This is a genomic window from Nocardioides sp. HDW12B (assembly GCF_011299595.1).
Classification (GTDB): Bacteria; Actinomycetota; Actinomycetes; order Propionibacteriales; family Nocardioidaceae; genus Marmoricola_A.
The window spans coordinates 229006-251169 of sequence record NZ_CP049867.1; the positions used below are offsets into that span (position 1 = coordinate 229006).

At 73.9% G+C, this 22164-nt stretch carries 21 protein-coding genes; 17 read left to right on the plus strand and 4 right to left on the minus strand.

The window, feature by feature from the left end:
* Positions 1–5: 5 nt before the first annotated feature.
* The 7 genes from G7072_RS01095 to G7072_RS01125 all read left to right on the plus strand — a co-directional run bounded on the left by G7072_RS01095 (position 6) and on the right by G7072_RS01125 (position 6230).
* Positions 6–935 (plus strand): proline dehydrogenase family protein, encoded by a 930-nt coding sequence (locus tag G7072_RS01095; RefSeq protein WP_166089485.1) that lies wholly within the window; start codon positions 6–8, stop codon positions 933–935.
* A 104-nt stretch (positions 936–1039) separates the two neighbouring features.
* Positions 1040–1846, plus strand: a complete 807-nt coding sequence (gene proC, locus G7072_RS01100) for a pyrroline-5-carboxylate reductase (RefSeq protein ID WP_166083816.1) — start codon at positions 1040–1042, stop codon at positions 1844–1846.
* Positions 1843–3075, plus strand: coding sequence for an acetoin utilization protein AcuC (locus tag G7072_RS01105; protein ID WP_166083817.1), 1233 nt, complete (start codon positions 1843–1845; stop codon positions 3073–3075). Before proC ends, G7072_RS01105 begins: the two co-directional genes overlap by 4 nt.
* Before the next feature lie 185 nt (positions 3076–3260).
* On the plus strand, positions 3261–3467 hold the full coding sequence (locus tag G7072_RS01110) for a helix-turn-helix domain-containing protein (RefSeq protein ID WP_166083818.1): 207 nt from the start codon (positions 3261–3263) through the stop codon (positions 3465–3467).
* Positions 3468–3665: 198 nt separating this feature from the next.
* Positions 3666–3767, plus strand: coding sequence for an AURKAIP1/COX24 domain-containing protein (locus G7072_RS01115; protein WP_121804165.1), 102 nt, complete (start codon positions 3666–3668; stop codon positions 3765–3767).
* Between the two features lie 89 nt (positions 3768–3856).
* Complete coding sequence (locus tag G7072_RS01120; protein WP_166083819.1) at positions 3857–4945, plus strand: NAD-dependent epimerase/dehydratase family protein; 1089 nt, start codon at positions 3857–3859, stop codon at positions 4943–4945.
* Complete coding sequence (locus G7072_RS01125) at positions 4938–6230, plus strand: lysophospholipid acyltransferase family protein (RefSeq protein WP_166083820.1); 1293 nt, start codon at positions 4938–4940, stop codon at positions 6228–6230. Before G7072_RS01120 ends, G7072_RS01125 begins: the two co-directional genes overlap by 8 nt.
* Positions 6231–6314: 84 nt before the next feature.
* On the opposite strand, the gene G7072_RS01130 is transcribed toward G7072_RS01125, so the two are convergent.
* The 3 genes from G7072_RS01130 to G7072_RS01140 all read right to left on the minus strand — a co-directional run bounded on the left by G7072_RS01130 (position 6315) and on the right by G7072_RS01140 (position 9756).
* Positions 6315–7535 (minus strand): DUF5667 domain-containing protein, encoded by a 1221-nt coding sequence (locus G7072_RS01130; protein ID WP_166083822.1) that lies wholly within the window; start codon positions 7533–7535, stop codon positions 6315–6317.
* Between the two features lie 190 nt (positions 7536–7725).
* Complete coding sequence (locus tag G7072_RS01135; RefSeq protein WP_166083824.1) at positions 7726–8598, minus strand: sigma-70 family RNA polymerase sigma factor; 873 nt, start codon at positions 8596–8598, stop codon at positions 7726–7728.
* A 240-nt stretch (positions 8599–8838) separates the two neighbouring features.
* Positions 8839–9756, minus strand: a complete 918-nt coding sequence (locus G7072_RS01140; protein WP_240917083.1) for an HAD-IB family hydrolase — start codon at positions 9754–9756, stop codon at positions 8839–8841.
* 170 nt (positions 9757–9926) lie between these two features.
* Between G7072_RS01140 and G7072_RS01145 the strand changes: the two genes are divergently transcribed.
* The 7 genes from G7072_RS01145 to hemB all read left to right on the plus strand — a co-directional run bounded on the left by G7072_RS01145 (position 9927) and on the right by hemB (position 17874).
* Positions 9927–11546, plus strand: coding sequence for an AMP-binding protein (locus G7072_RS01145; RefSeq protein ID WP_166083825.1), 1620 nt, complete (start codon positions 9927–9929; stop codon positions 11544–11546).
* Positions 11543–11809 carry a glutaredoxin family protein gene (locus G7072_RS01150; RefSeq protein WP_166083826.1) on the plus strand — a complete coding sequence of 89 codons (267 nt, stop codon included), beginning with the start codon at positions 11543–11545 and terminating at the stop codon, positions 11807–11809. Before G7072_RS01145 ends, G7072_RS01150 begins: the two co-directional genes overlap by 4 nt.
* 271 nt (positions 11810–12080) lie before the next feature.
* Positions 12081–12791: a redox-sensing transcriptional repressor Rex gene (locus tag G7072_RS01155; protein WP_240917240.1), complete on the plus strand. Its 711-nt coding sequence runs from the start codon at positions 12081–12083 to the stop codon at positions 12789–12791.
* On the plus strand, positions 12788–14086 hold the full coding sequence (locus tag G7072_RS01160) for a glutamyl-tRNA reductase (RefSeq protein WP_166083828.1): 1299 nt from the start codon (positions 12788–12790) through the stop codon (positions 14084–14086). The genes G7072_RS01155 and G7072_RS01160 overlap by 4 nt, the downstream gene beginning before the upstream one ends.
* Positions 14083–15042, plus strand: coding sequence for a hydroxymethylbilane synthase (gene hemC, locus G7072_RS01165; RefSeq protein WP_346766210.1), 960 nt, complete (start codon positions 14083–14085; stop codon positions 15040–15042). Before G7072_RS01160 ends, hemC begins: the two co-directional genes overlap by 4 nt.
* Before the next feature lie 170 nt (positions 15043–15212).
* Positions 15213–16883 carry a uroporphyrinogen-III synthase gene (locus G7072_RS01170; RefSeq protein ID WP_206063350.1) on the plus strand — a complete coding sequence of 557 codons (1671 nt, stop codon included), beginning with the start codon at positions 15213–15215 and terminating at the stop codon, positions 16881–16883.
* Between the two features lie 7 nt (positions 16884–16890).
* Positions 16891–17874, plus strand: a complete 984-nt coding sequence (gene hemB, locus G7072_RS01175) for a porphobilinogen synthase (RefSeq protein ID WP_166083830.1) — start codon at positions 16891–16893, stop codon at positions 17872–17874.
* Between the two features lie 76 nt (positions 17875–17950).
* On the opposite strand, the gene G7072_RS20165 is transcribed toward hemB, so the two are convergent.
* Positions 17951–19153 (minus strand): lytic murein transglycosylase, encoded by a 1203-nt coding sequence (locus G7072_RS20165; RefSeq protein WP_277343389.1) that lies wholly within the window; start codon positions 19151–19153, stop codon positions 17951–17953.
* A gap of 258 nt (positions 19154–19411) precedes the next feature.
* Here G7072_RS20165 and hemL point away from each other — a divergent pair, with 258 nt between their 5' ends.
* The 3 genes from hemL to G7072_RS01195 are packed head-to-tail and all read left to right on the plus strand — an operon-like array spanning position 19412 to position 22139.
* A complete protein-coding gene (gene hemL, locus G7072_RS01185) occupies positions 19412–20770 on the plus strand; it encodes a glutamate-1-semialdehyde 2,1-aminomutase (protein ID WP_240917241.1) in 1359 nt (452 codons plus the stop codon).
* Entirely contained in the window at positions 20767–21441 is a 675-nt protein-coding gene (locus G7072_RS01190) for a histidine phosphatase family protein (RefSeq protein WP_166083832.1), read from the plus strand. Before hemL ends, G7072_RS01190 begins: the two co-directional genes overlap by 4 nt.
* Positions 21441–22139 carry a TlpA disulfide reductase family protein gene (locus tag G7072_RS01195; protein ID WP_166083833.1) on the plus strand — a complete coding sequence of 233 codons (699 nt, stop codon included), beginning with the start codon at positions 21441–21443 and terminating at the stop codon, positions 22137–22139. Before G7072_RS01190 ends, G7072_RS01195 begins: the two co-directional genes overlap by 1 nt.
* Positions 22140–22164 lie beyond the last annotated feature (25 nt).

Below are 22164 nucleotides of genomic sequence, written 5' to 3' on the forward strand. Positions count from 1 at the left end.
CCGACCTGTTGCGACGTCCGCTGCTCAAGCTGGCCGACAGTGACCGGGTCCGCCACCTGGTCACCACCACGCCGGTCTCGCGCGGGGTCGTCGACCGCTTCGTGCCCGGCGAGGAGACCTCCGACGCCGTCCGCGCCAGTGCCGAGCTGGTGGCCACCGGCCGCACCGTCACCCTCGACTTCCTGGGCGAGGACACCACCGACGAGGCGCAGGCCAGCGCGACCGTCGACGCCTACCTCGACGTCCTCGAGGGGCTGCACGCCGCCGGGCTGACGGGCTCGGTCGAGGTGTCGGTCAAGCTGTCGGCGGTCGGCCAGGCCCTGCCCGACCGCGGTGACAAGGTGGCGCTGGAGAACGCCCGCACCATCTGCGCCGCGGCGAGGCGACGGGGCACCACCGTCACCCTCGACATGGAGGACCACTCCACCACCGACGCGACGCTGCGGACCCTGCGCGAGCTGCGCAAGGACTACCCCGAGACCGGCGCGGTGCTCCAGGCCTACCTGCGCCGCACCGAGACCGACTGCCGCGACCTGGCCGTCGAGGGCTCGCGGGTGCGGCTCTGCAAGGGCGCCTACGAGGAGCCCGAGCGGGTGGCGTTCCAGACCCGGCAGGAGGTCGACCTCTCCTACGTGCGCTGCCTCAAGGTGCTGATGAACGGCGCCGGCTACCCGATGGTGGCCAGCCACGACCCGCGCATGGTCGCGATCGCGGGCGAGCTCGCGCGGGCGGCGGGCCGCGCGCAGGGCAGCTTCGAGTACCAGATGCTCTACGGCGTGCGCCCCGACGAGCAGCGTCGGCTGGCCGACTCCGGCGAGACGGTGCGGGTCTACGTGCCCTACGGTCAGGAGTGGTACGGCTACCTCATGCGGCGGCTGGCCGAGCGTCCGAGCAACGTCGCGTTCTTCCTGCGCTCGCTGGCCACCACCGGCTGACCCGGCCGCCACGGGCCACCACCGGACACCACCGGATGACCGGGCCCGGCCTCGGCTCGACCCTGCTGACACCGTCCCGACGGGGGCGGAGAAGGAGACCACCGATGACGGACAGCGTCGCGATCCTGGGCGCCGGGGTGATGGGGGAGAGCCTGCTGTCGGGCCTCGTGCGCGCCGGCCGGGAGGTCTCGAGCCTCCTCGTGGGCGAGAAGAGCTTGCAGCGCGCCACCGAGCTCGAGGAGCGGTACGGCGTGCGCGTGGTCGAGAACCGCGCCGCCGCCGCCGAGGCCGACACCGTCGTGGTCGTCGTGAAGCCGCAGGACATGGCCGACCTCCTCACCGACATCGCGCCGGTCCTGCGGGCGGGCCAGCTGCTGGTGTCGCTGGCGGCCGGCGTCACCACCGCCTTCATCGAGTCCCACGTCCCCGAGGGTGTCGCGGTCGTGCGGGTCATGCCGAACACGCCCGCCCTGGTCGACGCCGGCATGGCCGCCATCTCGCCGGGCACGCACTGCGACGACGACCACCTGGCGCGCGCCGAGGCGCTGATGTCGGCCACCAGCAAGGTCCTGCGGGTGCCGGAGAACCAGCAGGACGCGGTCACCGCGATCAGCGGCTCCGGCCCTGCCTACCTGTTCTTCGTGGTGGAGGCGATGATCGAGGCCGGGGTCCACCTCGGCCTGCCGCGTCCGACCGCGACCGAGCTCGTGGTGCAGACCGTGGTCGGCTCGGCCAAGCTGCTGCGCGAGACCGGCGAGCACCCGACCGTGCTGCGCGAGCAGGTCACCTCGCCCGGCGGCACCACCGCCGCCGCGGTGCGCCAGCTCGAGGACCACAAGGTGCGGGCGGCGTTCCTCACCGCGATGGAGGCCGCCCGCGACCGGTCGCGCGACCTGGCCGGCGGGGCATGAGCAGCGAGCCGTCCCCGGGTCCGCCGCCGGCCTCCGGGTCCTGCCGGGCCTGCGTGGTCTTCGACCAGAGCCTTGTCGACTACGACTTCGGCCACGACCACCCGCTCGACCCGGTCCGCGTCGACCTGACGATGCTGCTGGCCACCGAGCTCGGGGTGGTCGCGGGGCCCGGCTCGTCGTCGGGGCTGTCGGTCGTGCGGGCGCCGGTGGCCCCCGACGACCTCGTGGCCACGGTGCACGACGAGGAGTACATGGCCGCCGTCCGCCGCTCGGGTGCGGATCCCACGGTCCTCGACGCGGGCCGCGGTCTGGGCAGCGACGACAACCCGACCTTCGAGGGCATGCACGAGGCGGCCGCCCACGTCGTCGGCGCCTCGGTGGAGGCGGCGCGCCGGGTCTGGACCGGGGAGGTCGACCACGCGGTCAACGTCGCCGGCGGCCTGCACCACGCGATGCCGGACCGTGCCAGCGGCTTCTGCGTCTACAACGACGTCGCGGTCGCGATCCGGTGGCTGCTCGACAACGGCGCCGAGCGGGTGGCCTACGTCGACGTCGACGTCCACCACGGCGACGGCGTGCAGGCGGTCTTCTACGACGACCCGCGCGTGCTCACGATCAGCCTCCACGAGACCGGTCAGATGCTCTTCCCCGGCACCGGCTTCCCCGACGAGACCGGCGGCCCGGGGGCCGAGGGCACGGCCGCGAACGTCGCGCTGCCGCCGGGCACGGCCGACGCCGGCTGGCTGCGCGCCTTCCACGCGGTGGTGCCGCCGCTGGTGCGTGAGTTCGCCCCCGACGTGCTGGTCACCCAGCACGGCTGCGACTCCCACATCGAGGACCCGCTGGCGCACCTGCTGCTGAGCGTCGACGGCCAGCGCGCGTCGTACCTCGCGCTGCACGACCTGGCGCACGAGGTCTGCGACGGCCGGTGGCTGGCGACCGGGGGTGGCGGCTACGCGCTCGTCGACGTCGTGCCGCGGGCGTGGACCCACCTGTTGTCGATCGTCGCGGGCTCGCCGCTCGACCCGGCTCAGCCGGTCCCCGAGGGGTGGCGCGAGCTGGTGCGCGGCCGGATGCGGCGTACGGCGCCGCGGCGGATGACGGACGGACGCAATCCGGCCTACCGCGACTGGCGCGAGGGCTACGACCCCGACGTGTGGCTCGACCGCGCCGTCAACGCCAGCCGTGCGGCCTCGTTCCCGCTCCTGGGACTCGATCCGATGCCCTGAAGAGCCCGATCCGTGACATTTGCGGAGCGGCTGTCCAGTCGACACGCCAGTACAGAGTTAACTTTTTGCCCAAGTCGTATCGCGCACCCCATCTGTCACACTACGCTCAGAGAAGGAAAGCGCATCGTCGTCGCTCCGGTGGGGAAGCCGGAGGCGCTGTTGCTTGAGAAAGTGCGGTGCCGAACATGGCCGAATCCAGCTCCGGTGACATCTCCGGAGTCACGTTCCTGACCGTGGCCGAGGTGGCCTCGGTGATGCGTGTGTCCAAGATGACCGTCTACCGACTGGTCCACAACGGCGAGCTGCCCGCGGTGCGGGTGGGGCGCTCCTTCCGGGTCCCCGAGGACGCGGTCAACGAGTACCTCCAGCGCAGCTTCTTCCAGACCGGCTGACCCCCGGCGCACGCCTCGACGGAGCCGACGACCGACCGTGGTCGTCGGCTCCGTCGCGTCCGGGCCCCCCGGCGCCCCGGGCCGGTGCGCACGGTCACGTGGGACGGATTCGGGATCGACGGCGCCGAGGGCTAGGCTGGGCCACTCGGCCGGGTCGGCAGTGCGGACCCGGCGTCTCACGTCGGAAAGGTTCGACCCTTGGGTTCCGTGGTCAAGAAGCGCCGCAAGCGCATGGCGAAGAAGAAGCACCGCAAGCTGCTGAAGAAGACGCGCGTCCAGCGTCGTCGTCTCGGCAAGTAGCCGCGACGCACCAGGGCCAGGACCGGGCCGGCCGGGTCCCTCGAGGACCGGTCGGACCAGGTCGCCAGCGACACGGGGACGGGGCAGGCATGGGGCGGATCGTTCTGGTCACCGGGGTCTCGCACGACCTCGGTGGTCTCGTCGCGCGCCGGATGGCGAGCGACCCGGAGGTCAGCAGGGTCATCGGCGTCGACGTCGTGCCGCCCCGCGGTGACCTCGGTGGCGTGCGCTTCGTGCGCGCCGACATCCGCAACCCCGTCATCGCCAAGGTGATCGCCGGCGAGGACGTCGACACCGTCGTCCACACCAGCGTCGTCTCCTCCCCGGCCGCGGTCGGGGGGCGTGGCTCCATGAAGGAGCACAACGTCATCGGGACGATGCAGCTGCTGGCCGCCTGCCAGCGCGCCCCCGGCCTGGAGCGACTGGTCGTGAAGTCGTCGGCCGCGGTCTACGGCTCCTCGAGCCGCGACCCCGCCATGTTCACCGAGGACATGGCGCCCAAGCGCATGCCCCGCTCGGGCTTCGCCAAGGACGTCCTCGAGGTCGAGGGCTACGTCCGCGGCTTCTCGCGCCGACGGCCCGACGTGACGGTGACGCTGCTGCGCAACGCGCACACGATCTCCTCGCGCGGCGGGTCGATCATGGTCGACTACTTCTCCATGAACCCGGTGCCGAAGGTGCTGGGGTTCGACGCCCGTCTCCAGCTGCTGCACTACGACGACCTCGTCGCGGTGCTCCACCACGCCACCCTCGCGGGCGTCCACGGCACCTTCAACGTCGCCGCCGACGGCGTGGTGATGATGAGCCAGGCGCTCCGCCGGCTCGGCCGCGTGTCGGTGCCGATGCCGCAGGTCGCGCTGAGCTCGCTGGGGTCGCTGATCCGCCAGACCCCGCTGACGGTGCCGCACTTCTCCGGTGAGCAGATCGACTACCTCGCCTTCGGGCGCGGGCTCGACACGACCCGGATGCGCCAGGTGCTCGGCTTCGAGCCGGTCTTCAGCACCGAGCAGGCGCTCAACGAGCTCTCCAGCAAGCTGGGCCCGGGTCTGCTCGAGACCCACCCGGTGGTCTCCCTGGAGCGGCTGGTCGCCGGCAGGGCCGGTGCGACCGGCGCGACCGGTGCGACCGCCTCGCTGGGACACGACGTCCGAGCCGACCGAAGGGACAGCGATGGCTGACGCCGAGATCATCCCCCTGGGCACCCGCGGCCGACCGGGTCGTGGCGTGGGCAAGGACAAGCCCTCGGCCAACTCCCGCAGCCTGGCCGGCGGCGCGCGCCGCGGCGGCCCGGCACCGCGCGAGGAGTCCGACGCGGCCTCCGACGCCGTCGAGCCCGCGGACGAGACGCCCGGCGAGCCGGACCTCGACCCCGCCTTCGCCCCGGCCGCGACCGGTGCGCCGAGCAGCGCGGGCGGGCGGACGCAGGCGTCGCTCCCCGACGAGGGGGCACCGACGCCCGGCGCCGTGGATCCCGCGACGCCGGAGGTCGGGGACGGCGTGACCGGGCTGTCGCAGCCGGCCGCGTCGCTCGAGGCTCCCGCACCGGCCCGGACCGAGCGGCGCCTGCCCGGACCGTCGGTGCCCGAGCTGCTGGCCGCGGCCACCAGCGCCGCCCAGCGGGTCTTCGGCGACGACGCCGACCGCAAGCTGGCGCAGATGCTCGCCTTCGTGCGGCGCCGCGTCACCGGCGAGTACGTCGTCGACGAGTACGGCCTCGACGCCGAGGTCATCGACACCTTCCTCATGGAGATGGTGCGCCCCCTGGCGACCAAGTGGTTCCGGGTCGAGGTGCGCGGCGTCGAGAACATCCCCACCGAGGGCGGCGCCCTCGTCGTGGCCAACCACTCCGGCACCGTCCCGCTCGACGGCGCCATCTCTATGTTCGCGGTCCACGAGACCACCGGCCGCAACCTGCGACCGCTCGGGGCCGACCTCGTGTTCAAGCTGCCCTTCTTCGGCGAGATGGCCCGCAAGGCGGGCGCCACGCTGGCGTGCAACGAGGACGCCACCCGGCTGCTCAGCAGCGGCGAGCTCGCCGCGGTCTGGCCGGAGGGCTTCAAGGGCATCGGAAAGCCCTACTCCGAGCGCTACAAGCTGCAGCGGTTCGGCCGCGGGGGCTTCGTCTCGGCCGCCATCAAGACCGGCGTCCCGATCGTGCCGTGCTCGATTGTGGGCGCGGAGGAGATCTACCCGCTGGTGGGCAACGTGCCGGCGCTCGCGCGCCTGATCGGCGTACCCTACGTGCCGATCACGCCGTTCTTCCCGCTGCTCGGACCGCTGGGCCTCGTGCCGCTGCCGTCGAAGTGGATCATCGAGTTCGGCGAGCCGATCCGGACGGACTCCTACGACCCCGGCGCCGCGGACGACCCGATGCTCGTCTTCAACCTCACCGACCAGGTGCGCGAGACCATCCAGCAGACGCTCTACACGCTGCTGATGCGTCGCAAGTCCGTCTTCCACTGACCTGCACGGTCGGGCGGGGTCGGAGGCGACCCGACGGCTGGTCGGTGCGCGCTGTGCCGTGCCGAGGTCAGGACGAGGGGTCGGTCAGGGCAGGCGCGGGTCGTCGAGCCCGAGGCTCTCGCCGGTCTTGCCCACGATCGTGCCGAGACCCTCGGCGCTCTCACGGACCTTCTCCTCGGCCTCGCGCACGCCGTCGTCCAGCTGCTCGTCGAGGTCTCGGGTGTCGGAGCCGCCGTTGCTGACGTCGCTGCCCAGGCCGCCGGTGAGGCCGTCGAGCAGGCCCCCGGTGTCCTCGGGCACCTCCTGCGGTCCCAGGTCCTCGGCGGGCGGCGCAGCGCCGGCGCCGGTGCCGGCGCCCGGTGCGGAGGAGCGGGGGGTCGCCTTCATGGTGATCGGCGGCGCGATGCGCGGCGAGATCAGGGGGTGGTCGTTGCGGAGCTCGGCGCCACCCTCGAGGGAGGCCAGCACCCGCGCGGCGTCGTCGAGGGCCGGCTCGAAAGCCACGGGGAGCGCCCGGGCACTCGCGGGCCGGCAGGTCGGGCAGACCTCCACCGCGTCGGCGTCGATCGTCTCGAGCAACCGGGTCGTCTCGCGGAGGTCCTCGGCGAGCTCGGGCGCCAGGGCCGCGGCCAGCGCGTCGAGCTGGGCCAGGCCGTCCTGGGTGAAGCCGCGCACCTCGGAGACCGCGTCCGCGTCCGCGTCGCTGCCGGCGGTGTAGGAGCCCAGGAGCAGGCCGCTGCCCTCGCGGGCCTGGGACCGGTAGGTCTCGAGGGTGGAGCTGATGGCGGGGTCGGTGGCGGACTCGCCGACGAGGGCGGCCACCTCACCGAGGCGGCTGTCGGCCTGCGACAGCAGGGTCCGCCCGCGGGCGGCGTCGTCCGAGGTCAGGTCGGCGCGGACCTCCTCGAGGCCCCGCTTGATCGGGTAGAGCGCCTCGCCCGGGAGGGCCTGCTGGGCGGCCGCGGCCATGCCGGCCGAGCCGCCGGCGAGCAGGAGAGCGGTCGCGGCGACCACGAGCCGACGCTCGCGGCGGGGCGTCGTCGTGCGGGCCCGCAGCTCGAGGCGGGCGGCCGACGGGTCGTAGGTCCAGCTCTCCGCGGCCTCGGCGAGCAGCTGCTCACGCAGGCGGGAGGTGAACTCGGGGCGGGGGAACAGGGCCGGCGCCTCGGCGGCGGCGTGCGCCCGCAGGACGTCGGCGACACCGACGAGCTCGGCGATCTCCGGGCGGACGGCGGACGTCGTGGGGTCGTCGAGCGCGGCGGCCAGCTCGTCCGCGCGCCGACGGGCGCTCGTCAGAGTGATCATCGCTGGGGTCCGTTCCATCCAGTGGTGCGCGGCGGGTGGGGTGCCGGCGGCTCCGGGAGGGAGGACGTCGACACCTGGCACAACGAACGGACGAGACCCCGGGTTACGGCGTCCGGACGGCCGATCTCGCGGCCCGCAGCGCCGGGGTGCGGTCCGTCGAGGTGGCCCGCGCGCGACGTGCCGGGAGCGGTCATCGCAGACCCTCCGGCATGAGCTTCGCGAGGTTGCGCACCCCACGGAGCTGGAGCTGCTTCACGGCGCCGTCCGAGCGGCCGAGGGCCGCGGCCGTCTCCGCGATGGACAGCCCCTGCAGGAAGCGCATGATCAGGCACTCCTGCTGCTCGGCCGGCAGCTCCTTGAGGGCCGCCATCAGGGCCTCGTTGGTGAGGTGGGCCAGCACGGCGGCCTCCGGCGACTCCGTGGTGGAGTCGTGGGGGCTCATGTCCTCGGTGGTCATCTCCAGCCGGGTCTTGCTCGACTTGAAGTGGTCCATGGTGAGGTTGCGGGCGATGGTCATCAGCCACGCGCCGAAGTCCTTGCCCTGCCAGGTGAACGACGGCATGGAGCGGAGCGCGCGGAAGAAGGTCTCCGAGGTCAGGTCCTCGGCGACGACCACCGACCCCAGCCGGTAGTAGAGGAACCGGTAGACCGACGGCTGGTAGTGGTCGTAGAGCAGCCCGAAGGCGTCGGCGTCCCCGGCCTTGGCGAGGTCCACGAGGGCGATGAGGCGCTCGCCCTCGGCCTCGTCCTCCAGCGAGGACACCTTGAGGTCGGTCTCGTCACGGGGCCCCGGGGGCCCCTCGCCCTCCGCCCGGGCTCCCGAGCCGGAGGGCTCGGCAGGTCCGTCGGGGGAGGCTCGGTGGGACTGCACGAGGGCGTCGGAGGCCAGCAGCCGGTCGTGCCAGCGGCGCGGGGCCCGGCCGCGCACCGACCCCGTCGTGGGGGTGGCGAGCGCGGGGGTCGGGACGATCGCGGAGACGTCGAGGGAGGACAGCAGCACCTCGGCGACGGCGCGCCGGAGCGCGTCCAGCCCAGGCTGGTGCCCACTCCCTCGGAGATGCATGGGTCTCCCTCCCGGCGGTCGATCCCGGGCACGTCGTCGCCGCACCCCGGTCCGGTCGGACCGGGACACGTCGCCGGCCCACCCGAGCCGCGACGAAACCCGCTGTTCACCCTACCTCCGGTGATGCTGCCCTGTCGGGGGCTTGTGAAACGCCCCACGAGGGCCAGCGGGGGGCCAGCGGGGGGCCAGCAGGGGCCGGCGGGGCCCGAGGGATCAGTGGGGTCTGCGGGGTCAGCGAGGTCAGCGGGTGCGGCGGCGCAGTGCGAGGCCCGCGGCGACGGAGCCGGTGACGGCCCCGGCCATCCCGGCGGTGACGAGGCCGGCCTTCGCCGCCTTCCGGCCGGTGCGGTAGTCGCGGATGCGCCAGCCCTCGGCACGCGCGTGCTCGCGCAGGCGGGCGTCGGGGTTGATGACGCACGGGTCACCGACGAGGCTCAGCATCGGGATGTCGTTGGAGGAGTCGGAGTACGCCGAGCAGCGGGCGAGGTCCAGCCCCTCCTCCTCCGCGACCCGGCGTACGGCGACCGCCTTGTGGGGCCCGTGGAGCATCTCCCCGACGAGCCGGCCGGTGTAGACGCCGTCGACGTGCTCGGCGACCGTGCCCAGGGCCCCGGTGAGACCCAGCCGGCGCGCGATCGTGGTCGCGATCTCGATGGGAGCCGCGGTCACCAGCCAGACCCGCTGCCCCTGGTCGAGGTGCATCTGCGCCAGCGCCCGAGTGCCGGGCCAGATCCGCTCGGCCATCGACTCGTCGAAGATCTCCTCGCCGATCGCCTCGAGCTCCTCCACGCGGTGCCCCGCGATGAAGGCGAGCGCCGAGCTGCGGGCCTCGGCGACGTGCTCGGGGTCCTCGACCCCGACGATGCGGAAGTAGGCCTGCTTCCAGGCGGCGCCGACGATGTCCTTGGTGGTGAAGAAGTGGCGGCGGTGCAGGCCGCGGGCGAGGTGGAAGATCGACGCGCCCTGGATGATCGTGTTGTCGACGTCGAAGAAGGCGGCCGCCTCCGGGTCGGGCTGGACCGCCAGCGAGGTCTCCAGCTCGGCGACCGCCGCCGCGGCCTCGCCGGCCAGCAGCGAGCGCTCGGTCAGGTCGAGCCGGGCTCGGGAGCGGCCGCGACCGGCCCCGCGGTCGCTGCGTCCCCGCTGTCCCGACACCACGAGGACACCCTAGTGCGCCCGTGGACGGTGAGGGGGCCGGCACCGGGTCACCCCGGCCGCGACACCACCGGCGTGGTCGGCGTAGTCGGCGTGGTCGGCGTGGTCGCGGCCCGGAGGGGCGCGCTCCGGCCTCCGGCCCGGGCGGGTCGCGCTGTGGAAGACTTCCTGGCGTGACCGCCAACCTCGCCGACCTCCTCGCGCACACGGCCGCGCAGCGCCCGGACGGGGTCGCGCTGATCGACGCGGAGAGCGGCGTACGGCTGACCTGGCAGGAGCTCGAGGACACCGTCGCCCGGTGCGCCACGGGGCTGTCCGCGCAGGGACTGGTCGCCGGCAACCGGGTGGCGATCGCGATCGGCAACCGCGTCGAGCTGGTGGTGCTCCACCTGGCGGCGCTGCGCGCCCGGCTGGTCTCGGTGCCGGTGAACCCCCGCTCGGCCACCGGGGAGCTGCTGCGCGTCGTCGCCGACAGCGGCGCCCGCCTTCTGGTCGCCGATCCCACGACGGTCGATCCCGCCCGGGCCGTGGTGACGGGCCTGCGCGAGGCGCTGCCGCACGAGGGCCGCGCCGGCGCTCCCCGCCTGGTCGTGCTCGACGCCCCGACCGCCGGTGACGAGATCGCCTACGACGCCCTGCTCGCGGAGCCCGCCGCGGTGCTGCCGCCGCCGCGCGACGCCGAGTCGCTCGCGGTGCTGCTCTACACCTCGGGCACCTCGGGCCGGCCGCGCGCGGCGATGCTCAGCCACCGTGCGCTGCTGGCCAACATCACACAGGCCGGGAGCATCGACCCTCCGCTCGTGCAGGCCGACGACGTGGTCTACGGCGTGCTGCCGCTCTTCCACGTCTACGGGCTGAACGCCGTGCTCGGCCAGGTGCTGGCCACGGGCGCCACCCTGGTGGTCGTCGACGGCTTCTCCGTCGAGCAGTCCCTCGAGCACGTCCGCCTGCACGGCGTCACCGTGCTGCCCGTCGCACCGCCGGTGCTGGCGTCCTGGCGGGCCGTCGGCGACCTCGCGGACCGGCTCGCCGGCGTGCGCACCGTGATGTCCGGCGCCGCACCCATGCCCGAGGACCTCGTCACCGAGTACGCCGACCGCTTCGGCCTGCGCGTGCACCAGGGCTACGGCCTGACCGAGACCGCCCCGGTGCTGACCTCGACCCTCTGCGGCACCGACCCCGCCAAGCGCGGGTCGGTGGGTCGCGCGCTCCCCGGGGTCACCCTGCGGGTCCGCGACGACGCCGAGGGGGGCGAGCGGGTGCGCGGAGGTGCGCCCGACGACGTGCCGTCGGGCGACCCCGGCGTCATCGAGGTCCGCGGTGACAACCTGTTCAGCGGCTACTGGCCCGACGGCGAGGGCGGCCCCGACGCCGAGGGGTGGTGGTCCACCGGCGACATCGGGCTCCTCGACGCCGACGGCGACCTGTTCCTCGTCGACCGGGTCACCGAGATCGTCATCGTGTCGGGCTTCAACGTCTACCCCTCGGAGATCGAGGAGGTCCTCACCGAGGTCCCGCAGGTCCAGGAGGCCGTCGTGCTCGGCGTGCCGGACGTCAGCACCGGCGAGGCCGTCGTCGCCTACCTGCGCCTCGGGCCCGGGCAGCCCACGGACCCCGCCTCGCTCGAGGAGGTCGTCGCGGCTGCCCACCGGCACGCGGCCGAGCGGCTGGCCCGCTTCAAGCGACCGGCCCGCATCGAGGTCGTCGACTCCCTGCCCCGGACCGTGACCGGCAAGGTCGCGCGGGGCCGGCTCCGCTCGCAGGCCCGCGGCGCCCCGGACGTCCTGGGATGACGGCGACGCCCGGCGGGGCCGCCCCGGCCCGGGTCCGGCTCTACTCCCGGCCCGGCTGCCACCTCTGCGACACCGCCCGGACGACCGTCGCGGCGGTCTGCGCGGAGCTGGGGGAGAGCTGGGACGAGGTCGACATCAGCACCGATCCCGACCTGCTCGCCCGCTACGGCGAGGAGATCCCGGTGACCCACGTCGACGGTCGCCAGCACGACTTCTGGCGCGTGGACGCCGGTCGGCTCCGGGCCGCGCTCCGCCCCGCGTAGGGGCGTCGCTCCACCGTCCACACCCCCCTGGTGTGACCGATGTCACCGGGGGTGTCCGGGGCCGGGCCATCGTTTTGTTCTCACGTTCACAAACTCCTACAGTGGAAGCCCGCACCGGCCGCCGGACCACCGGCGGGAGCGGCGCGGCACGCAGATGCTGAGGAGCACGGTGAGGCCTTCCCGAGACCGCGAGGACGCGCGGGCGCACGACGCCCGAGACGTCGTCGACACGGTGCGGCTGGCCCCCACGGGGGAGCCGGCCGGGGACCGCCTGCCCGGTGCGCGCGACGGACAGCGCGCCTCCGGCACCCGAGGCATCCCCGAGGCGACCGTGGCCCGGCTCCCGCTCTACCTGCGCGCGCTCGTCGGCCTGGCCGACCGGGGCATCCGCACCTGCTCCAGCGAGGAGCTCGCCTCGGCCGCCGGCGTCAACAGCAGCAAGCTCCGCAAGGACCTGTCCTACCTCGGCTCCTACGGCACCCGCGGCGTCGGCTACGACGTGGAGTACCTCCGCTACCAGATCGCCCGCGAGATCGGCGTGACCGGCGACCTGCCGCTGGTCATCGTGGGGATCGGCAACCTGGGCCAGGCGCTGGCGACGTACGCCGGGTTCTCCTCGCGCGGGTTCCGCATCGTGGCGCTGATCGACGCCGACACCGACCGGGTCGGCGACCTCGTCGGCGGCCTGCCCGTCAGCCCGCTCGAGGAGCTCGAGGCGATCGTCCAGCACCAGCAGGTCGCGATCGGCGTCATCGCGACCCCGGCCGCCGCCGCGCAGGAGGTCTGCGACCGGCTGGTCGACGCCGGGGTCACCAGCATCCTCAACTTCGCCCCGGCCGTGCTCGCGGTGCCCGACGGCGTCGACGTGCGCAAGGTGGACCTCTCCATCGAGCTGCAGATCCTCGCCTACCACGAGCAGCGCAAGGCGCTGGCCGGCCACGGCGAGCACGCGGCCCCCGAGCGACCGGCGGTGGGGTCGTGAGCATCCTCGTCGTGGGCGTGTCCCACCAGACCGCACCGGTCTCGCTGCTCGAGCGGCTCAGCCTCGACGCCGACGGCGTCGAGAAGCTGATCGTGGCGGTGCACGGCACCGACCACGTGCAGGAGGCGACCGTGCTGTCGACCTGCAACCGCATCGAGATCTACACCGACGTCGAGCGCTTCCACGGCTCGGTCGAGGCGGTGGCCCGCGCCCTGTGCGACCTGGCCGAGGAGCCGACCGACGAGGTCGTGCCCCACCTCTACGTGCACTACGACGACGGCGCCATCTCCCACCTCTTCCACGTCGCCGCCGGCCTGAACTCCATGGTCGTCGGCGAGGGCCAGATCCTCGGGCAGACGCGGGAGGCGCTGCGCCACGGCCAGGAGCTCGGCACCGTCGGGCCCGCCCTCAACGCCGCCTTCCAGCAGGCGCTGCGCGTCGCCAAGCGCACGCACGCCGAGACCGACATCGACCGGGTCGCGCCCTCGCTGGTCTCGGTGTCGCTCGACCACGCCGAGGAGCGCCTCGGCACCCTCACCGGACGTCGGGCGCTGGTCGTCGGCGCCGGGGCGATGGCCTCGCTGGCCGTGGCCACGCTGACCCGTCGCGGCCTCGCCGAGGTCGTCGTGGTCAACCGCACGCCGTCGAAGGCGCGCCGCCTGGGCCTCCAGTACGACGCCCGGGGCGCCGACCTGGAGGACCTCGAGGCCGAGCTGGCCGTCGCCGACGTGGTCGTCTCCTGCACCGGCGCCGTCGGCACCGTGCTGTCCGTCGGCCAGGTCGCCCACGCCCTCGGGACGCGACCGCGCGACCTGGCGGTCATCGACCTGGCCCTGCCGCACGACGTCGAGACGGGTGTCGACGACCTGCCCGGCGTCGCGCTGGTCAACCTGGAGCGGCTCGCGGCCCTGACCGACGAGGACGACACCCTCGTCGACGTCCTCGGCGTGCGCCGGATCGTGGCCGAGGAGGTCCAGGCCTTCCTCACCGCCCGCCGGATCGCCAGCGTCACGCCCACCGTGGTGGCGCTGCGGTCGATGGCGACCGGGGTCGTCGACGCCGAGCTGGCCCGTCTCGACAGCCGCCTGCCCGAGCTGCCCGACGAGGTGCGCGCCGAGCTGGCCCACGCCGTGCGCCGGGTCGCGGACAAGCTGATGCACCAGCCGACCGTGCGGGTCAAGGAGCTGGCCGACTCCGGCGGCGCGGTGTCCTACGCCGCCGCCCTGGCCGACCTGTTCTCCCTCGACCAGCAGTCGGTGGACGCCGTCACCCGCGCCGACGGGGTGCAGCCGTGAGCCGGGTGGTGCGGGTCGGGACCCGCGGCTCCGCGCTGGCCTGGACCCAGGCCGGGCACGTCGCCGACGCCCTGCGCGAACACCTCGGCGTCGAGGTCGAGCTCGTCGAGGTCACCACGCACGGCGACGTCTCGGACGCACCGCTGGCCACCATGGGCGGCACCGGCGTCTTCGTGGGGGCCCTGCGCTCGGCGCTGCTCGAGGGCCGCTGCGACGTCGCGGTGCACTCGCTCAAGGACCTCCCGACGGCCCCGGCCCCCGACATCGACCTGGTCGCCGTACCGCTGCGGGAGGACCCGCGCGACGTCGTGGTGGCCCGCGACGGCCTCACGCTCGGCGAGCTGCCCGTCGGCTCCCGCGTCGGCACCGGGTCCCCGCGACGGGCGGCCCAGCTGCACGCGCTCGGGCTCGGCCTCGAGGTACTCGCGATCCGCGGCAACGTCGACACCCGGATCGGCAAGGTCGCCTCGGGCGAGCTCGACGCCGTGGTGCTGGCCCGCGCCGGCCTGGCCCGGCTGGGGCGTCTCGACGAGGTGACCGAGGCACTCGACCCGCTGCAGATGCTGCCCGCCCCCGGCCAGGGCGCGCTGGCGCTGGAGTGCCGCTCGGCGGACACCGCGCTGGCCGCCGACCTGGCCGTGCTCGACGACCCCGCCACCCGCGCCGCGGTGACCGCCGAGCGGCGGCTGCTGGCCGACCTCGAGGCCGGCTGCAGCTCCCCGGTCGGTGCCCTGGCCGACGTGGTCGAGGGTGAGGACGGCGAGGAGCTGTGGCTGCGCGCCGTGGTGCTCTCCCTCGACGGCGGGCTGTCGGTACGTCGCTCCGGGTCGGCACCGCTCGCCGCCGCCGACGAGCTCGGGTCGTCCGTCGCGGCGGAGCTGCTCGACGAGGGCGCCGCCGAGCTCGACGACGTCCCGCCGGCCCCCACCGACCTGGCGGGGAGGGCGGTGCCATGACCCGGCCGAGACGGCAGGCCGGTGACCAGGCGTCACCGCGACCCGCCCGCACCACCGGTCACCCGACCGCACCCGCACCCCGCACGCCCACGATCGAGAAGGCAGCCGTGAGTCACACCGCACCCTCGCAGCAGACCACCACCGTGCCCACCGGGACCACCACCGGGACCCTGAGCGGTCGGGGCACGGCCAACGGACGGGCGAAGGTCCGTCCGGGACGGGTCTCCTTCGTCGGCAGCGGACCCGGCGAGCGCGACCTGCTGACGGTCCGCGCCGTCGAGCTGCTCCGCTCCGCCGAGGTCGTCGTGACCGAGGTCCCCGAGCACGCCGACCTCGTCCGCCAGGTCCTCGGCCTGCCTGCGCCGGTGCTCGACGCCGACGGCGTCCCGGTGCCGGGCGACGGGCCCGAGCTGGTCGACGGCGGCTTCGGCACCGACGGCCAGCCGCTCACGCACGCCGCCCGCGCGAAGGTCGTGGTCCGCCACGCCAAGCAGGGCCGCCGCGTCGTGCGCCTCATGGCCGGCGACCCGTTCCTCTTCGCCTCCGGGCCCGAGGAGGCGCAGGCCTGCGTCAAGGCCGGGATCGGCTTCGAGATCGTCCCCGGCGTCTCCTCGGCCACCTCGGTGGCCGCCTACGCCGGCATCCCGCTGACCACCAAGAAGGCCCGCGAGGTCGCGGTGCTGTCCTGCGCCGACCTCAAGATCGACTGGCAGCCCTACGCCGGGGACACCACGCTGGTGCTGCTCTCGGCCGTGGCCTGCATCGGCGAGGTCGCCCAGCGCCTCATGGCGGCCGGCCGCTCGCCGCAGACCCCGGTCGCGATGACCCGGGTCGGCACCACGACCGAGCAGCAGACCGTGGTCTCCACCCTCGCCACCGTGGCCGTGGACGCCGAGGCCGCCGCCATGACCCCGCCGGCCATCACGGTCGTCGGCGACGTGGTCGACCTGCGCGAGACGCTCTCGTGGTTCGAGACCAAGCCGCTCTTCGGCTGGCAGGTGCTGGTGCCGCGCACCAAGGAGCAGGCCGGGTCGCTGTCGGCCGGGCTGCGCTCGCACGGCGCCGTGCCGGTCGAGGTGCCCACGATCTCGGTGGAGCCGCCGCGCAACCCGCTGCAGATGGACAAGGCCGTGCGCGGCCTCGTCGAGGGCCGCTACGAGTGGATCGCCTTCACCTCGGTCAACGCGGTCAAGGCCGTGCGGGAGAAGTTCGAGGAGTACGGCCTCGACGCCCGCGCCTTCTCCGGGCTGAAGATCGCCGCCGTCGGCGAGAAGACCGCCGCCTCGCTGGCCGAGTGGGGCCTGCGCGCCGATCTGGTGCCGACCGGTGAGCAGTCCGCCCGCGGCCTGCTCGAGGACTGGCCGGAGTACGACGAGGTCCTCGACCCCATCAACCGGGTCTTCCTGCCCCGTGCCGACATCGCGACCGAGACCCTCGTGGCCGGTCTGGTCGAGCTGGGCTGGGAGGTCGACGACGTGACGGCCTACCGCACCGTGCGTGCCACGCCGCCGCCGGCGCCGGTCCGCGACGCGATCAAGAGCGGCAAGTTCGACGCCGTCGTCTTCACCTCCTCCTCGACCGTGCGCAACCTCGTCGGCATCGCCGGCAAGCCGCACGCCGCCACCGTCATCGCCGCGATCGGGCCGGCCACGGCCAAGACCGCGGAGGAGCACGGGCTGCGCGTGGACGTGCTCGCGGCCAGCCCGTCGGCCGAGGAGCTCGTCGAGGCGCTGGCCGACTTCGGTGCCGCCCGCCGGCTCGCGCTGCTCGAGTCGGGCCAGGCGGTGACCAAGCCGTCGCAGCGGCGCACGACGAGCCGCCGCAAGGCCGGCTCGAAGTGAGCCCGAGGTGACCGTCGAGCGCCCGGTCGTCCGGCAGCGCCGGCTGCGACGGACGCCCGCGCTGCGCGACCTGGTCGCGGAGACGAGCCTGGCCGCGCGCCAGCTCGTCCTGCCGGTGTTCGTGCGCGAGGGTGCCGCCGAGCCCGTGCCGATCAGCAGCATGCCCGGTGTCGTGCAGCACTCGCGCGACTCGCTCAGGCGGGCCGCGACCGAGGCGGCGGAGGCCGGGCTGGGCGGGATCATGCTCTTCGGCGTGCCCACGACCAAGGACGCCGTCGGCAGCGGTGCGGTCGACCCCGACGGCATCCTCAACGTCGCCATCGCCGACGTCGCCGCCGAGGTGGGCGACGCGCTGCCGGTCATGGCCGACCTGTGCCTCGACGAATTCACCGACCACGGCCACTGCGGCGTGCTCACCGCCGGGGGTGTCGTCGACAACGACGCCACCCTCGAGGTGTACGCCGAGATGGCGCGCGCGCAGGCCGCCGCCGGCGCCGCCGTCGTGGGGCCCAGCGGGATGATGGACGGCCAGGTCGCGGTGGTCCGCGACGCCCTCGACGGGGTGGGTCGCACCGACGTGGCGATCCTGGCCTACGCGACGAAGTACGCCTCCGCCTTCTACGGCCCCTTCCGCGAGGCCGTCGACTCCTCGCTGACCGGCGACCGACGGACCTACCAGCAGGACGGCCGCAACCGGATCGAGGGCGTCCGCGAGGCGCTGCTCGACGAGGCCGAGGGCGCCGACCTGGTGATGGTCAAGCCGGCGCTGGCCTACCTCGACGTGCTGCGCGAGGTGCGCGACGCGGTGAGCGTGCCGGTGGCGGCGTACAACATCTCGGGGGAGTACGCGATGGTCGAGGCGGCCGCTGCGAACGGCTGGATCGACCGCGAGGCCGCCATCCTCGAGACCCTGACCTCGATCCGCCGGGCCGGCGCCGACGTGGTGCTGACCTACTGGGCCGCCGAGGCCGCAGCCCTGCTCCGTCGCTGACGTCCGGACGCAGACCGGGACGACGAAGGCCCCCTCACCGTGATGGTGAGGGGGCCTTCGTCGTGTCAGCCGTGGATCACATCTTGCCGTCGATGCAGCTCTCGAGGTTGAGGGCGAGCACACCCTCGGCGAGGCACTGGGCCTTCGCCTGGGCGTAGGACAGCGTGTTGGACGTACCGGTGGTGACCTTGTCGGTGGTGTCCTTGACCGTGTTGGTCACCTTGTCGGTGGTGTCCTTGACGACCTTCTCGGGCGAGACCTCCTGCGTCGGCGCCGGGGCGGGAGCGGGCTCCTGCGTGGGGGCCGGGGCGGGGGTGTAGCTGCCGCCACCCGACGAGCTGCTGCCGCCGCTGCCCGCGGTGGTGCTGCCGCTGCCACCGGGGCGCGGCGCCGGGTTCTTCGGCGGCGTGAAGCCCTTGGTGCCGCCACCCATCACCGAGTCGCCGTACGACGGGGTGAAGGTGGTGGGGGCCGTCGAGTTGTTCGGCACGGCGCTGTAGTCACCCGAGGCGTAGGCCTCCATGATCGACAGCACCAGGGCCACGTAGTCGTCGCTGTGGTTGTAGCGGTAGACGGCCGACTCCTGGCCGGCGCGCTCGCCGAGGTCCTCGTCGCCGGAGCAGAGGTAGACGGCCGTGGCGAGGGCCGCGTCGTCGATGTCCTGCGGGTCGCGCTTGCCGTCGCCGTCGCCGTCGACGCCCACCACCGACCAGGTGGAGGGGATGAACTGCATCGGGCCGACAGCGCGGTCGAACTGCTTGTCGTTGTCGTACTGCCCGGCGTCGGTGTCGCTGATGCGCTGGGTGCCGTTGCCGCCGTTGAGCGGGATGCCGTAGATGCCGGGGGTGGAGACACCCTCGGCCGACAGCGTGTTGCCGCCGTAGCGCCCGTGGTTGGACTCGACGCGCCCGATGGCGGCCACGAGGGGCCACTCGATGTTGCACGAGGCGTCGGCCGAGTCGATGACCTGGGCGGCCCGCTGGTAGGCCGACAGGGCAGCGCTGGGGATGCCGTTGGTGGAGGCGCTCTTGACGACCGAGTCCTCGCTGCCCTTCGGCACACCGGGGGCCACCTCGCCGGGGGCCGAGATGTTCGCGGGCTGGTCGACGGCCTCGCTGGGCACCGAGCTGCCGTCCGGCAGCGACGCCGCGGTCTCTTCCTCAGCGCTGTCCGAGGCGGTCGCGCTGGAGACGGCCAGGCTGGCCGTCCAGGCTCCGGAGAGCAGCGCGAGCGGGACGAGTGCCGTCGCCTTCTGCCACGTGGTCATGCGTTTGCTCATGATGATGTGTCTCCCTGTTGGCCCGGCGGCCAGGTCGGTGTTGCCGGGTCACTTCCCTCGTGCACTACAACTACCCAGACCGCGCGAGGTTACGCCCCAGTAGCAGACCTCTTCAAACGATCGTAAATCGGACGCGCCGTGCGCATCGGGAAAGATCCGGACGCGGTCCGACCCGGTCCGGGACGCGGTCCGATCCGGTCCGGGGCGGTCCTCGATTCGGCCTCGCTGGTCCCGTCGGGGAAGATGGCGGGTGTGAACCTGCCACCCCCGACCACCCCCGCGTCGGCACCGGCCTCGGAGGCCCTGTTCGCGCGCGCACGCACCGTCATCCCGGGCGGGGTGAACTCCCCGGTGCGTGCCTTCCAGGCCGTCGGCGGCACCCCGCGCTTCGTCGCGTCCGCCCGGGGTCCGCACCTCTACGACGCGGACGGCCGCGAGTACGTCGACCTGCTGTGCTCGTGGGGGCCGATGCTGCTCGGGCACGCCCACCCGGAGGTCGTGGCCGCGGTCAGCGAGGCCGTCGCCCGCGGCACGTCGTACGGCACGCCGACCGAGGCCGAGGTGCTGCTGGCCGAGGAGATCGTGGCCCGTACCCCGGTGGACCGGCTCCGGCTGGTCTCGTCGGGCACCGAGGCCACCATGTCGGCCATCCGGCTGGCCCGCGGCTTCACCGGCCGCGACGTGGTGGTCAAGTTCGCCGGCTGCTACCACGGCCACGTCGACCCGCTGCTGGCCGCGGCGGGCAGCGGGCTGGCGACCTTCGCCATGCCGGGCACCCCGGGGGTCCCCGAGGCCGTCACCGCCCGCACCATCGTCCTGCCCTACAACGACGAGGCGGCCGTCACCGCCGCCTTCGCCGAGCACGGCCACGAGATCGCCTGCCTCATCACCGAGGCCACCCCCGGCAACATGGGCGTCGTCCCGCCCGCGCCCGGCTTCAACCGCTTCCTGTCGGAGACCTGCGCCGCGCACGGCGCGCTCTTCGTCAGCGACGAGGTCATGACCGGCTTCCGCATCACCTCCTCGGGCCGCTGGGGCCTCGACGGTGCGGTCGAGGGCTGGCGCCCCGACCTCATGACGTTCGGCAAGGTGATGGGCGGGGGCTTCCCGGCCGCGGCCTTCGGCGGCCGCGCCGACGTGATGGCCCACCTCGCCCCCGAGGGCAGCGTCTACCAGGCCGGCACGCTCTCGGGGAACCCCGTCGCCGCCACCGCCGGCCACACCACGCTGCGCCTGGCCACCGACGCCGTCTACGCGCACGTCGACCGGGCCGCGGAGACCGTCCGCGAGGCCGCGACCGCGGCGCTGACCGAGGCCGGTGTCCCGCACGTCGCCCAGCACGACCGCAACATGTTCAGCGTGTTCTTCAGCGACGACGACGCCGCCACCCCGGTCACCGACTTCGCCGGCGCCTCGCGCCAGCGGCTCGACCGGTACGCCGCCTTCTTCCACTCCATGCTCGACTCCGGCGTGCACCTGCCCCCCAGCGCCTTCGAGATCTGGTTCCTCTCCGCCGCGCACGACGACGCGGCACTGGACCGCATCGTCTCCGCGCTGCCCGCGGCCGCCCGCGCTGCCGCCGCCGTGCCGGACCCGGCCCCTGGGAGGACCGCATGACGACCGTCGTCCACCTCGTGCGCCACGGTGAGGTGCACAACCCCACCGGCATCCTCTACGGCCGCCGGCCGGGCTACCACCTCTCCGACCTCGGGCGCCGGATGGCCACCCGGGTCGCCGAGGTCATCAGCGACCGCGACATCACCGGCGTCTACGCCTCGCCGCTCGAGCGGGCCCAGGAGACGGCCCAGCCCCTGGCCGACGCGCTGGGGCTGGACCTGCGCACCGACGAGCGCGTCATCGAGTCCAGCAACGTCTTCGAGGGCCAGACCTTCGCCGGCGACCAGCGCCTGATCCAGCGCCCGCGCACCTGGCGCCACCTGTGGAACCCGCTGCGACCCTCGTGGGGCGAGCCCTACCAGCAGATCGTCGCGCGCATGACCGAGGCCGTGCACGACGTGCGCGACGCCCACGCCGGCCACGAGGCCGTGATCGTGTCCCACCAGCTGCCGATCTGGATCACCCGGCTGCACCTCGAGGGCAAGCGCTTCCTGCACGACCCGCGCAAGCGCAAGTGCACGCTGTGCAGCCTGACCTCGCTCACCTTCGAGGGCGACCGGCTCACCACGCTCACCTACTCCGAGCCGGCCGGCGACCTCATCCCGGTGCACGACCGCAACAAGACCTTCTCCTCCGGCGGCTCGCCGGAGTCCCCGGGGGGCCGCACCTGATGCGTCCGACGAGGTCGAGTGGGAGGCCGAGGTCCGAGGTCCGCGAGCCCGGGGTCGCGACCCGCGCACGGCGTACGGCGGGTGCTCGCGTCACGTCCGCCGCCGCCGCGGCACTGCTGGCGCTCACCGGGTGCACCGGTCCGTCGCTGTCGAGCAGCGGCGAGCAGGGCTTCGTCACCTCCGACGGCTCGGTCTCGGTGCTCGAGCCCTCCGAGCGCAAGCCGCCGCAGGGCGACGTGGCGGGCGAGACCGTCGACGGCGACCCGGTCGCGCTGGCCGACTTCGCCGGCGACGTCGTGGTGATGCCGGTCTGGGGTTCCTGGTGCGGCCCGTGCATCGCCGAGGCGCCCGTGCTGGCCGCCGCCGCGCGCGACCTGGCCGACGACGGGGTGTCCTTCCTGGGCATCAACAACCGCGACTACGACGCGGCCTCGGCGCGGCAGTTCACCGAGAACAACGACCTGCCCTACGACAGCATCTACGACCCCGAGGGCAACCTGCTGCTCAGCTTCCGCGGCACGCTGCCCCCGCTGTCGGTGCCGACCACGGTGGTCGTCGACGCCGAGGGACGGGTGGCCGCGCGCATCATCGGCGAGCTGAACACCTCCACGCTGTACGGCGTGATCGAGGACGTGGTGGGCAGACAGCTCCGGACCCCACAGAGGTCGACCGAGGCGCCGGAGGGGGAGGGCGCGTGAGCGTCGCCGACTGGTTCGTCGAGCA

Coding starts and splice junctions, on each gene's coding strand:
- proC (WP_166083816.1), top strand. CDS start 1,040: ATGACGGACAGCGTCGCGATCCTGGGCGCCGGGGTGATGGGGGAGAGC.
- G7072_RS01105 (WP_166083817.1), top strand. CDS start 1,843: ATGAGCAGCGAGCCGTCCCCGGGTCCGCCGCCGGCCTCCGGGTCCTGC.
- G7072_RS01110 (WP_166083818.1), top strand. CDS start 3,261: ATGGCCGAATCCAGCTCCGGTGACATCTCCGGAGTCACGTTCCTGACC.
- G7072_RS01120 (WP_166083819.1), top strand. CDS start 3,857: ATGGGGCGGATCGTTCTGGTCACCGGGGTCTCGCACGACCTCGGTGGT.
- G7072_RS01125 (WP_166083820.1), top strand. CDS start 4,938: ATGGCTGACGCCGAGATCATCCCCCTGGGCACCCGCGGCCGACCGGGT.
- G7072_RS01130 (WP_166083822.1), bottom strand. CDS start 7,535: ATGATCACTCTGACGAGCGCCCGTCGGCGCGCGGACGAGCTGGCCGCC.
- G7072_RS01135 (WP_166083824.1), bottom strand. CDS start 8,598: ATGCATCTCCGAGGGAGTGGGCACCAGCCTGGGCTGGACGCGCTCCGG.
- G7072_RS01150 (WP_166083826.1), top strand. CDS start 11,543: ATGACGGCGACGCCCGGCGGGGCCGCCCCGGCCCGGGTCCGGCTCTAC.
- G7072_RS20165 (WP_277343389.1), bottom strand. CDS start 19,153: ATGAGCAAACGCATGACCACGTGGCAGAAGGCGACGGCACTCGTCCCG.
- G7072_RS01190 (WP_166083832.1), top strand. CDS start 20,767: ATGACGACCGTCGTCCACCTCGTGCGCCACGGTGAGGTGCACAACCCC.
- G7072_RS01195 (WP_166083833.1), top strand. CDS start 21,441: ATGCGTCCGACGAGGTCGAGTGGGAGGCCGAGGTCCGAGGTCCGCGAG.